The 11,209-nt window shown below is 61.4% G+C and carries 10 protein-coding genes and 4 pseudogenes; 8 read left to right on the plus strand and 6 right to left on the minus strand.

Annotation, left to right across the window (positions count from 1 at the left end):
• Positions 1-139: pseudogene (locus HK401_RS21215) on the plus strand (IS3 family transposase); the annotation flags it as partial.
• Between the two features lie 23 nt (positions 140-162).
• Here the strand turns inward: HK401_RS21215 and HK401_RS18925 are convergent.
• Positions 163-1,002 (minus strand): annotated as a pseudogene (locus tag HK401_RS18925) (serine hydrolase domain-containing protein); the annotation flags it as partial.
• Between the two features lie 259 nt (positions 1,003-1,261).
• Positions 1,262-1,462 (minus strand): hypothetical protein, encoded by a 201-nt coding sequence (locus HK401_RS18930; protein ID WP_181276216.1) that lies wholly within the window; start codon positions 1,460-1,462, stop codon positions 1,262-1,264.
• A 352-nt stretch (positions 1,463-1,814) separates the two neighbouring features.
• Between HK401_RS18930 and HK401_RS18935 the strand changes: the two genes are divergently transcribed.
• Positions 1,815-2,321, plus strand: coding sequence for a GNAT family N-acetyltransferase (locus HK401_RS18935; protein ID WP_181276217.1), 507 nt, complete (start codon positions 1,815-1,817; stop codon positions 2,319-2,321).
• Between the two features lie 180 nt (positions 2,322-2,501).
• Complete coding sequence (locus HK401_RS18940; protein ID WP_181276218.1) at positions 2,502-3,662, plus strand: hypothetical protein; 1,161 nt, start codon at positions 2,502-2,504, stop codon at positions 3,660-3,662.
• Between the two features lie 185 nt (positions 3,663-3,847).
• Here HK401_RS18940 and HK401_RS21230 read toward each other — a convergent pair.
• The 3 genes and pseudogenes from HK401_RS21230 to HK401_RS18945 form a co-directional block, all read right to left on the minus strand.
• Positions 3,848-4,036, minus strand: a pseudogene (locus HK401_RS21230) (IS110 family transposase); the annotation flags it as partial.
• A pseudogene (locus HK401_RS21235) lies at positions 4,005-4,331 on the minus strand (IS1634 family transposase); the annotation flags it as partial. The pseudogenes HK401_RS21230 and HK401_RS21235, both read right to left, overlap by 32 nt.
• Before the next feature lie 92 nt (positions 4,332-4,423).
• Positions 4,424-4,882: a helix-turn-helix domain-containing protein gene (locus HK401_RS18945; protein WP_181276219.1), complete on the minus strand. Its 459-nt coding sequence runs from the start codon at positions 4,880-4,882 to the stop codon at positions 4,424-4,426.
• Between the two features lie 128 nt (positions 4,883-5,010).
• Here HK401_RS18945 and chcB1 point away from each other — a divergent pair, with 128 nt between their 5' ends.
• Positions 5,011-5,787 (plus strand): trans-4-hydroxycyclohexanecarboxylate dehydrogenase, encoded by a 777-nt coding sequence (gene chcB1 / locus HK401_RS18950; protein ID WP_219922085.1) that lies wholly within the window; start codon positions 5,011-5,013, stop codon positions 5,785-5,787.
• A gap of 23 nt (positions 5,788-5,810) precedes the next feature.
• On the opposite strand, the gene HK401_RS18955 is transcribed toward chcB1, so the two are convergent.
• Positions 5,811-6,512, minus strand: a complete 702-nt coding sequence (locus HK401_RS18955; protein ID WP_181276221.1) for an aspartate/glutamate racemase family protein — start codon at positions 6,510-6,512, stop codon at positions 5,811-5,813.
• A gap of 121 nt (positions 6,513-6,633) precedes the next feature.
• Here HK401_RS18955 and HK401_RS18960 point away from each other — a divergent pair, with 121 nt between their 5' ends.
• From HK401_RS18960 to dctP, 4 genes are all read left to right on the plus strand, one after another.
• The gene (locus HK401_RS18960; protein WP_181276222.1) at positions 6,634-7,620 is read left to right on the plus strand and encodes a LysR family transcriptional regulator; all 987 of its coding nucleotides are present in this window, start codon (positions 6,634-6,636) and stop codon (positions 7,618-7,620) included.
• Complete coding sequence (locus HK401_RS18965; RefSeq protein WP_181276223.1) at positions 7,620-8,156, plus strand: TRAP transporter small permease; 537 nt, start codon at positions 7,620-7,622, stop codon at positions 8,154-8,156. Before HK401_RS18960 ends, HK401_RS18965 begins: the two co-directional genes overlap by 1 nt.
• Entirely contained in the window at positions 8,156-9,757 is a 1,602-nt protein-coding gene (locus HK401_RS18970; RefSeq protein WP_181276224.1) for a TRAP transporter large permease, read from the plus strand. Before HK401_RS18965 ends, HK401_RS18970 begins: the two co-directional genes overlap by 1 nt.
• A 157-nt stretch (positions 9,758-9,914) precedes the next feature.
• Positions 9,915-11,195, plus strand: a complete 1,281-nt coding sequence (gene dctP, locus HK401_RS18975; RefSeq protein ID WP_181276225.1) for a TRAP transporter substrate-binding protein DctP — start codon at positions 9,915-9,917, stop codon at positions 11,193-11,195.
• The last annotated feature ends 14 nt before the right edge of the window (positions 11,196-11,209 follow it).

Below are 11,209 nucleotides of genomic sequence, written 5' to 3' on the forward strand. Positions count from 1 at the left end.
GATCAGTCCGCGTCGGTTCCGACCGGTGACGACACTGCCTGGAGTGGCGACTCATCACATTCCGGACCTCGTGAAACGGGTCTGGGACCGCGGTGAGTTGGATGCTGTGTGGATCAGCGATTCATATCCCTCGAGAACGATCATGGCTGACTCCCAGCCGATCCAGAAGCCGCGCCCGTATCGCATCTTCTCCTCGTCGACTCGGCTGACAGGATCAGTCAGTGCTGACAACGTCTTTTCCGAGACAATGCGTAAGCCGAATAGTGCCGACCAGAATGCCGCGAGGTCGGCTGCAGTCGAGACCGCACCGCCATCACCGTTTCCACGGACCGGTAGATGCAAGACGTTCGTCCGCAGACCGCTGACACTCAGGTACCCAAACGCCACATTCTCATGGGTTTCATCTGTCCTCGGGTACCCGGTTGAGGTCATGCCGGCAGGTGCGAATACGCGTTGTTCCACTACGTCGTGAAACGGCGTCGACGATGCTCTCTCTGCGATCAGTGCCAACAGTATGAAGCCACTGTTGCAGTACGAGAATTGGGACCCTGGCGCTGCTGCTTGGGGGTGCCGGTCCAACATGGGAAGGAATGCCTCTGTGGTGTCCAGCTCATGGTTCGGGCGAGTAAGAACATAGTCTTCAATATCGCCGATGGTTTCATCGAGATAGTCACCGATCCCAGAAGTGTGTGATAACAGGTGTGCGACTGTCACATCGTCATCGATCATTGGGAGTTCGTCACCGAGGAACGCGCGGAGCTTCGAATCGAAGGCTAGGGAGTCATCATCGATGAGAGATCCGATCACGAGGGCGGTGAAACCCTTCGCAATGCTCGCGACCCCACAACGGTGATCGATGGTCATCGGAACTTCGCGTCCGCGGTCGGCGTACCCGTATCCCTGCGCGAAGGCTTCGCCGTGTGGCTCATCAATCCTGATGACGCCGCTGAAACTAGAACTGACGGCCGCCTCGTGAAGCATCGACGCCAAGTGTGTGGTCATGATTGTCAGTCTATGGCGTCTTTCTTCTAATCGTGTAGACAGCTCAGGATCGTGCTAATCACGAATGCGGCTTCATATGTGGTGGTGGCGAGTCATACCTCGTAGCCGATTCGGCGTTTCATCGAAAGGGCTGTAGAGCGGTGGTCAGTCCTTCAGCTTGGAGCGAGGGCCGCGAGCCTGCGGTCCAGGTTGCTCGGGACCTTGGAGAAACAGACACTGGGACGGTAGTTGCTGCGGTTTGTGGCGCGGCTTGTTAATACTACTCGAATTGGGGCATTGCTGCTCTGACGAGGTCGGCGGCGTGACCTTGCAGCATGGTGGCGTCTTCGGATGGGCGGGGGAACATGAGGTCTTCGTAAGCGTAGATCGTGGCATCGATGGTCGCGTTACCTACCAACGCAAGGGCGCGGTCGCTGGCGTCGAGCATTGCGATGTTGACGCCGACGCCGAGTGGCGGCATGAGGTGGGCCGTGTCACCTAGCAGGGTGACGGTGGGGTTGTGGTCCCAAGTGTGAGAGGCCGGAAGCGCGTAAATCGGCAGGTCAACGTAGATGCCGTCGTTATCGGAGACCAGGCGGCGAGGCAGCCATTATGACTGCTGCGTCGGCGATCGGGCCTCAGGATCTCGGCGGTCGATTTCCGGATCTCGAACAGGCCGATCCATAGCTCTCTGCGCCTGATCGACGGCGAAGCGGCAGCTCAGGTGGCAGCGGATCTCGGAGTATCCAGAACCGGTATTGACGGGAGCGCCCGACCAAACACGGTTTCGTCTTCGTCCCAGCTCTTCAGGCTTGCTGTTCTACATTGCTGCAATGAGCGAACTGCGGATCCGGCCAGGCAGAGAAGACGATTGGGAATCAGTCAGATCGCTCCGGAACGAGATGTTGCGAGATAGCCCCCGCAGGTTCAGCGAGCGTCTCGACAATGCTCTCGCCTTGGACGAATCAGCTTGGAAAACGAAGATCCGCAGAAGCCACAACGCCAACAGCACTTCTCTCGTCGCGATCGAGAATGGACAAGATTGGATTGGAACAATGGGTGCTCGCATTCGCGGTTCCGACGCTGACACCGAACTCGTCAGTGCCTATGTCTGCCCTGCGTCGAGGGGGCGCGACAAAGGGGTTGCCGATCAGCTCCTTGAAGCTGTCGCGGCATGGACCACCGACCGTGGAGGAAATCTTCGCTTGTGGGTACACCAGGACAATGATCGCGCGCACGGTTTCTATCAGCGCCGCGGATATCAAGCGACCGGACGTACACAGCCGCACAATCTGAACCCCGAGTACCACGAACTCGAGATGATGCGCAGGCTCGAGTAGCAACCATGGTCACCAGAGTTCAACCTGGCCCTCTCCGACAGAACAAACAGAACCTCCTCGCACGATCGAGCAGTGATTCGCCAGAGATCAGGAGTCCTTCGTTCTCACGAATGCTCTATCACCAGCGGGAGGAGCACAGCAGGGAGAGCTGAGCACCTGCGCGAGGTTAAGATAAAACCCATGCTCAGACTACTCATCGCTGCTGCGATTGGAACACTTGCCGGGGCCGGAATAGTTCTCTATGTCGGTCCTCCCGGCGCTGGAGTCGGTATCGCCGGGGTGGCTTTCTCCGTCCTTATCATCGCCGTCGTCTTGACCGCAGTCGGTCGCTCCATGGCCACCACCGTCAGCGCCACCAAGGAAGACATCACGCAAGCTATCGACTCCCGGCGCATCGGAGTGGCACGCATCGACGCGATCCGCCAGACCGGCACCCAGATCAACGACCAGCCCTTGTGCGAACTGGATCTCACTGTCCAGCCGCTCTCCGGTCAGGCCTATGCGACGACGGTCAGCAACATTGTTCCGGTGACAGACATCCCTTCTTTTCAAGCCGGCGTCTTCAGAGATGTCGCAATCCTCATCGAGGGCGGACCGGAGATAGCATTCATCGGCGGTGGAGAATTCTCAGAACATGAGCGAGCCCGAATCTCTGTGCCTCCTCGCAGCAATGTGCCCATGATCCCCATCGAGCCTCATACGCGAATCGTCAAGGGACGACGAAAGGGCCCACTCGTCGGCTTAGGAAAGAAAGGCCGCCTGGCCCGTTTCAGCATGTTCGCGATCATCGCCATCGTGGCCGCGCTAGTCGTGACCTGGCCGTATCGGACGGCCGTCACTCAGACCGCTCACGCCTTGCAGCAGGGCCAATGGCACGTTGATCTCAGGCAGCCTGATGCTCTTGCTGTCGCTCAAGAAGCTCTTCAGGACGAAATAGGCCACGATCAGGTGATCTCCGTCTATGTGTCGGCGGACTTCGTGATCGTCGAAGCACCGCTGGAAGCCGACGGCGTGAAAAGCGATGAATGGGAGTACCGCGGCGGTCGGGTCGCGAATGACGGACCCGCGACCATCCAACCCGAATCCGCCGACGAAGCATTCTCTTGGTCTGACGTTGCGTTTGATCGCTTATGGCCATTGATGCTCACGGCGTCCGGAGATTCTGACCTGCCAGTAGGTGATTCCGGAGCCTCTATTGTCCGATCGACCAACACAGACATCAACAGCGAGAACTTTGCCGAGCCGGTCGGACCACCACAGATTGGGTTCAGTCTCGAGGATGACTACAGCAGCGCCTCCTTCACGGCGGAAGCGGACGGATCGAAGCTGGTCGCACAATAGCGACAGCCCACCTGCCGTGCACTTGGCATCACGGAGGAGAGCGCGGATCGCCCGCTCTTAAGGTTGGGCATCCCCGCGTCGGCCGAGCACATGGCCTCCGACGCGATGTCGAGGCGCTTCTGCAGCGCGAGGATCCTTTGCTCGGACGTCGGGAGCTGGTTGACGTCCGCCCGTTACATTCATTGTCAAGCAGCAACCGGGGTCCTCGCCTCATAGAAGGCCCCGGCCCTAACCATCGCGAACAAGACGTTGAGCCGGCGACGAGCCAGGCACATCACCGCAGCATTATGCCGCTTACCCTCGACCCGTTTCCAGTCGTAATACGCCTTCGATAACGGGTCATGACACGACGCGACCCATGCAGAGTGGAACAACGTTCCACGACTGGGTGATGGCGTCGATGAGGACGGATGATCGTGAGCCCACAACGGTTCGTGCTCGTGGTGATGCAGCATCATCGGTGGGTAGGCCCAGTTCGAGTTCGAGTTGTTCGGCTGCACCGTAGTCAGCGAGTTTCTCTTCCCCGGCGGTCAGCAGAGCTGTCAGTTCCGCTTCTGTATGAGCCGATCCCAGGTGTTCAAGGACCGTGACTTTGCCACGGTGTTTGCGCACGATCTGCACGGCAGTGGCCCCGGAACCAGTGGTGACTTTCCGTAGACGAGGCGACATAACCCCATCGTAGACAGCCGATTAGCGTCCCACCAACACAATCCCCGACCCCGTGACCAGCGCAAACGCGAATAGAATCGCGAGATCAGCACCTAGTTGTGAAAGTCAGGAGTGAGAACCAGCCCCGCTGAGCAGGCATGCGACGGAAGACGTCCAGCCACCTCGGTGATATTGATGACGAGCTCGTCGGGTGCAAGTCTCTCCACGTAGAGAGCATCAGTGCCGTCAAGCACTGACAGGGAGATGTGCACGTGAAGTCCTTGCAAAAGGTCCTCCATCGGCACCAGCGCGGCTTTGCGCAGATCAGAAGTCTCCGCCCCCCGTGAGGCGATCTCCCACAGCCGGTTCCCGTGCATCCACTGGCCATTCATGTTTCGGATGACGAGCCCTTCGGCCTCGAGTTCGTTGAGGATCCTATGCGTTGTACTCCCAGGTAAACCTGTCACTCTCGCGACTTCCCGCAGTCCACGTGACTGCGTTCGAGGACCGAAGGCCGAAAGGATTCTGACCGCTCGGTGAAGTACCGATTCGCCGGAAGTTGAATTGGCCACTGTCGTCTCCCCTTTGAACACCGTCGACGGCCGAGCCTACTCCGCTGATCTGTTGAACGGGACACTCGGTAGTCGGCATCAGCGTACATGCATAGCGTGGAGTCATGAGCACAACAGCGAACTCCGCCGTGTCAACAGACCTGCCCCTCGGGCGCGTATCCGGAAAGGTGGTGCTGATCTCCGGTGCCGCTCAGGGCATGGGCGCATCACATGCCAGCTTACTTGCATCGCAGGGTGGGACTGTTGTCATCGGCGATGTGCAGAAAGATTCCGCCGAGTCGATAGCGGAGAAGATCAATGAGACCGAAGGCCGTGAGGCGGCGCTCGGAGTCTTCCTCGACGTCACCGACTACTCGTCATGGGAAGCCGCAGTCGCGTCAACCGTGGAGAGATTCGGGCACCTCGACGTCTTGGTCAACAACGCGGGAATATACACGCCGGGATCTGTCGTCGATGCCAGCGTCGAGGACTGGCAGCGGACGATAGATATTGATCTCACAGGGACGTTCTACGGCATGAAGGCGGCGGTGAAAGAACTGAAGAAAAGCCGGTCGTCGTCGATTGTCAACATCTCTTCCATCGCCGGGCTGGTCGGTTTCAAACATCGAGCAGCGTATTCCGCGGCCAAATGGGGTGTACAGGGCTTGACGAAGACCAGCGCAATGGACCTCGGCGAGTTCGGAATCCGCGTGAATTCGGTTCATCCCGGATCGGTCAATACACCGCTGACCGCGGGCCTCAAACGCGGCTTCGGCCAGATTCCGGTCGGCCGAGCCGCCGAAGCAGAAGAGATCAGCTCCTTAGTGCTCTACCTCGCCAGTGACGAATCCCGTTTCATCAGCGGCGCCTCGATCGCAGTGGACGGGGGCGAGACCGCGGGAAACAACCTCAGAGAAGATACGTGAACAGCGCCGACCGGAAAAGCCGTTCAGAGAATCTCCTGCTCAGTCATCCACTTCACGATCGCGGCCACATGGGCATCGACGGAGTCGATCGCGGGTAGGGGAGCGGTCTCCGGGGGTACGAGCAGCCCGATCTCCGTGCATGACAGTGCCACAGCGTCGGCGCCTCGGGCCTTGAGATCGTTCATGATCTCGACATACCGCTCACGAGACGCATCGGTGAAGACCCCCTGAGTGAGTTCGTCGAAGATGATCTGATCCACCTCGAGACAGGTCTCCTCGTCTGGGACGAGGGTGCGGATTCCTTGAGCCTCAAGTCGCTCAGTGTAGAAACCGTCGAGCATCGTCCACTTCGTCCCCAGTACTGCCAGTGTCGCGTAGCCCCGTCGCTTCGCCATTGTCGCAATCGCATCGACGATATGGATGAGCGGTGCATCAACCGTCTTCTCAATGGCAGGCGCGCACTTATGCATGAGGTTCGTCGCGATCGCCACCGCCTCGGCGCCGCCATCGACCAAGCGCTGCGCCGTCGCCGCCAGTGAGGCATCAGCTCCCGCCCAATCCTCGGCGACCTGCATGTCGCGGATATCGGCGAAGTCCGTCGAGTCGAGGAGGATCCGCGCCGAATGATGACCGCCGAGCTGCTTCGCCACCGCATCATTGATCTTCGTGTAGTACTCGATGCTCGAATGCCAGCTCATACCACCCAGCAGACCGATCCTGCGCATACTCTCACTCCTCATTCCGCCGACTTCGTCGACGCCTGAAACTGTCCTTGACCTCCAGTCTGACCCGATCCGACAACACTCGGTAGACCCAGTTCGCTCTGCTCTGGCATAAGCTGGGCTTATGGCCAATGCGTTCGAACAAGCCCTCGACCTCGGCGAACCGAAACGCCTGCTCATCTTCGGTGCCATCGCCGAATCCGGCAGCATCGGCGCCGCCGCCCGCAACCTCGGCTGGTCGCAGCCGGCGCTCTCCCAACACATGAACGCGCTCGAAAAAGACCTCGGCGTCACCCTCTTCGACCGCACCCCACGGGGCATCAGACTCACCACCGCCGGCCAACTCGCCCGCATCCGTGCCAGCGAAGTAGCCGCCTCGGTGACGGGACTGCGTGGTGACCTCGCGAAAGCCTTCGGCCTCGGCGGACGCAACGTCCGGCTCGCGGGATTCCCCAGCTTCGTCATCGGCCCACTGGCTGCAGCACTCGGCAGGCTCGAAGCTAACGCCGGCACAGGAACTGAGACCCCACAGCACCACTCCTATGAAGTCGCCGAGGCCGAACCGCCTGAAGCCATCAGCATGCTCAACGACGGAGCAATTGATATCGCCTTTCTCTTCCACCACGAAGACGAAACCCCGCCCGAACTACCAGGGCACACCACCGTCGACCTTGGCGCCGACCACCTCGACCTCCTCGTCCCCGAACGCTGGAACCGAGCCGGCCAGATCGAACACCTCACCGATGTTGCCGACCTGCCGTGGATCATGGGCTGCGTGCGCTGCCGCTCTACCGCCGAACGCCTCTGCCGCAACGCGGGCTTCGAACCACGGGCCCGGCACATCACCGACAACCCCGGTGCCATCCAATCACTCGTCTCAAATGGCCTCGGTGTCGCCCTGCTGCCCCGCAGTGCCCGCCGTTACAACCGCGTGACCGGCATCGACCCGATTGCCATGGACGAAGCCGGCGCCCGCCGAGTCACCGCGATGATCCCCGACGGACTGGCCGACGCCTCCGAAGTCGGGGACCTCCTCGACGCACTGCGAGCGGTGCAAGTCACAGAAAACTCCATCGCCGCCACCCCGGACGACGGCTACAGTGACTCGTGATGCTCACTTTCAACAGAGTCCTCGACCGGTGCCTGACGGTCACCACCGCCGCGGCGATCATCATCATGATGCTCCACATCGTCCTTCACGCCCTGACCCGGTCGCTGTTCGACGCACCGATCTACGGCACCAATGAGATCGTCGAATACTGGTACCTGCCCATCGTCGCCCTGCTCGGGATTCCGGCCGCCCAGCTGCAGAAGGAACACATCACCGTGACCATGGCCATCGAACGGGCCAAGTCGGCGACAGCCTCGGTGTTCAAGATCTTCGCCTGCATCCTCGGTGCGCTCGTCTCCGTCGGTTTCGCCTGGTTCGGGTTCACTCGCGCCCTGACGTACATGGATATCGGGCGGACCGCTGATGTCTCGTCGGTCATCACCTGGCCGGTGTACTTCCTCATCCCCGTCGTGTTCATGCTCCTGGCCGTCCTCTACGTGCTCGATGCGATCGTCATCGTCCGCATTGGTGAACCCGACCTCGACCTCTCCACCGGCGAACCCGCCGAGACCGACCTTGAGAACCGAAGCTACTGATGAACCAGCCGAAGCCACCCGCGAGCCCGAACACTGACACGCTCGGTGCGGACCCGTCCGCCAACGGCACCGCGAACACAACCGCCCTCTTACCAACCGGCACCCGTCGTCAACGCCCCGGAATCCTCGCCCTGACCATCGGCTTCGGGCTCGTGGCCGCTTGCCTGATCGGTCTCTTCACCAGCCCGAGTGCGGCCATCGGGGGAGCGTGGTGCACCGCGATGATGCTCGTCCTCCTCTTCCTCTCCGTGCCCGTGGCCATCGCCTTGTCCGTGCCTTCGGTCATCGGCGTCTACGCAATAAGCGGGGTCCCGGCGACGATGAATATCCTCGCCACCGCCCCGTTCAGCGCCGTCTCGGATTGGTCGATGAGCGTGCTGCCGATGTTCATCTTCATGGGCATGCTGCTCACTCAATCCGGGCTGTCCGGCAAGGTCTACCGTGTGGCCGACCACTGGTTCTCCTGGCTGCCCGGCGGCATCGGCATCGGCACCACCTTCGCCGGCGCCGGCCTGTCCGCGGTCACCGGATCGACTATCGGCATGACCTATGCGCTGGGCCGGGCAGGCATCCCCGAGATGCTCAAGGCCGGCTACGACCGCCGCATGGCCGTGGGCACGATCATGGTCGCCGGCATGACCGGCAATCTCATCCCACCGTCGATCCTCATGGTCATCTACGCCGGCATCGCCTCTGTGCCCGTGGGCCCCGCCCTCATGGCCGGTGCCCTGCCCGGCATCCTGCTCGCCGTGTGCTTCGCCATCTTCATCTTCGCTCTCGGTGTCATCGCCCCGAAGCTCGTAGGCCGCACCCGCACCGGCCGCAACGCAGCCACCCCAGCCACAACAGCAGACCCAGCACCCCCCGCCCGCCCCCGCACCACCTGGCGCGACCGCTTCACCTCGCTGGCCAGCGTCTGGGGCTTCGCGATCATCCTCATCGTCCTCTTCGGCGGCATGTTCTCCGGCATCTTCACCCCCACCGAGGCAGGAGCCGCCGCCGCACTCTGCTCACTCCTGCTGTGCCTGTGGGAAAAGCGGAGTGAGACACCGTGGCGCAAGGTCGCGGAATCGGCCATGGATACGGTGGCGGCCACCTCGGCGATCTTCTTCATCATGATCGGCGCGACCATGCTCACCAGCCTGCTCGCCATCACGGGACTCGCCCCCATCCTCACCGGTTTCATCACGAGCCTCGGCCTGTCCATGCTGGGATTCCTGCTCGTCCTCATCGTCCTCTACATCGTCATGGGCATGTTCTTCGACACCCTGTCGATGATGCTGCTGACCATCCCGATCCTCCTGCCCACGCTCGAGACGATGGGCGTGAGCGCACTGTGGTTCGGGGTCTTCGTCGTCCTCCTCGGCGAGTTCGCCATGGTCACCCCGCCGGTCGGCATCATCCCCTACATCGTCCACTCCATCGTGAAGAACCCCGACGTCAACCTCGGCCACACCATGACCCTGCGCGACATCTTCATCTCCCTGCTGTGGTTCCTGCCCGTCGTCGTGGTCTTCCTGATCCTCATGATCACGGTGCCCGGCATGACCGAATGGCTGCCTGACCTCATCGAACGCACCAGCGGAGGCATGTCCGGCTGACCCTCGCCGAGGCGGCCAGGTTGTTCCCGCGAGTGTTCGGACCCATGGCTGCAGCCCTGGGTCGGCGGGCGCGTGGTGTGAGGGGAGTCATGGTTAGGGTGACCTCATTCGGACTTATGATTGGAGGTAATTCTCAGGCATTGTTCAAAGGAGTCCCATGAAGCGCATCCGTTCGGCGGCGCGCCGTCCCGCCACCGCTATCGCCATGGTCGCGTCGCTGGCACTGTTGGCCGGATGCGCCGGTTCCGTCGGTGGGAGCGGTTCGAAGTCCGGCGATGATGCGGGGGAGGGCTTCGCCTTCGACGCCTCGCAGGATGAGATCGACGAAGCTCTGGCCGACCTTGACCCAGTGACGCTGAAGTTCCAGCCTTCGTCGATGTCGGAGAAGTCGATCCTCGCGCCGAACGGGCTCGACGTGAAGAAGGCCATCGAGGAACGCTCGGGCGGGAAGATCACCGTCGACATCGTGTGGGGCCAGGCGATCGCCAGCTACGCCGACGTCGATGATGCCCTGGCCGATGGCCGCGTCGACCTCGCCTTCACGCTGCCGTCATACACCCCGGCCGAATACCCGGCCTTCGACGCGATCGGCACGGCCATGTCGACGTTGCCGTCCTCCCCGGTGGCCAGTGACCTGGCGGCGAATGCCGCCGGTGTGCAGGCGGCTTGGCAGACGCCCGAGGTGCTCGCGGAGTTCGAGGATAAGAACCTCGTTCCGCTTATCCCGATGCTCGCCGCCGGTGACTACGCGACGATGTGCTCGAAGCCGATGACCTCGGCTCAGGACTGGAAGGGTAAGCAGGTTCGCGTCGGTTCAGCTGCCGCCGGCAAGCAGGTGACCGACCTGGGTGCGACTCCGGTGTCGCTGTCGTTCCCCGAGACCTATGAGGCGTTGCAGCGCGGAACCGTGGACTGCGATCTCGGTCAGCTGGCACCGAACGTCGAGGCCGGCACCTTCGAGGTCGCCCCGAACATCGGTGTGGCCTCGGACGCCGGAATTGCTCGCTCGGCCGGTGCGATCACAGCAGGTAAGAAGTATTCGGAACTTCCGGTCGCGTATCAGCAGGTCATCTTCGACTCGATGTCGACGACGTTCTCCACGATGATGGAGGTTGTCATCGGGGCGAAGGCGCAGGCCGTCGAGCAGGCGAAGGACAACGACGGTTCGGTCAAGCCCTTCGACGATGACGTGCAGAAGCAGATGGCGACGTACGCGAAGACACTATCGGACAAGACCGCGGAGAAAGCCGAAGTGCCCGACGCGCCGAAGACTTTGAGCACCGCCGGAACAGAGTGGGCGAAGTCCGTGTCCGAACTCGGCTATGACGATAAGGGTGATTTCGCCTCACTCGACGAGTGGTACCCAGAAGACTCGTCGTACGACAAGCTTGGTGACGAGTTGTTTGAGAAGGTCATGGCTGAGCACCGGCCGGAGTGAGGACAGAACGATTG

Origin of the sequence: Brevibacterium oceani, assembly GCF_013623835.1 — a bacterium.
GTDB classification, from domain to species: domain Bacteria; phylum Actinomycetota; class Actinomycetes; order Actinomycetales; family Brevibacteriaceae; genus Brevibacterium; species Brevibacterium oceani.

What these genes read in the sequence shown, in the direction of transcription:
- HK401_RS18955 (WP_181276221.1), bottom strand. Translation starts at nt 6,512, where the DNA reads ATGCGCAGGATCGGTCTGCTGGGTGGTATGAGCTGGCATTCGAGCATC.
- dctP (WP_181276225.1), top strand. Translation starts at nt 9,915, where the DNA reads ATGAAGCGCATCCGTTCGGCGGCGCGCCGTCCCGCCACCGCTATCGCC.
- HK401_RS18935 (WP_181276217.1), top strand. Translation starts at nt 1,815, where the DNA reads ATGAGCGAACTGCGGATCCGGCCAGGCAGAGAAGACGATTGGGAATCA.
- HK401_RS18930 (WP_181276216.1), bottom strand. Translation starts at nt 1,462, where the DNA reads ATGCCGCCACTCGGCGTCGGCGTCAACATCGCAATGCTCGACGCCAGC.
- HK401_RS18970 (WP_181276224.1), top strand. Translation starts at nt 8,156, where the DNA reads ATGAACCAGCCGAAGCCACCCGCGAGCCCGAACACTGACACGCTCGGT.
- HK401_RS18960 (WP_181276222.1), top strand. Translation starts at nt 6,634, where the DNA reads ATGGCCAATGCGTTCGAACAAGCCCTCGACCTCGGCGAACCGAAACGC.
- HK401_RS18965 (WP_181276223.1), top strand. Translation starts at nt 7,620, where the DNA reads ATGCTCACTTTCAACAGAGTCCTCGACCGGTGCCTGACGGTCACCACC.
- HK401_RS18940 (WP_181276218.1), top strand. Translation starts at nt 2,502, where the DNA reads ATGCTCAGACTACTCATCGCTGCTGCGATTGGAACACTTGCCGGGGCC.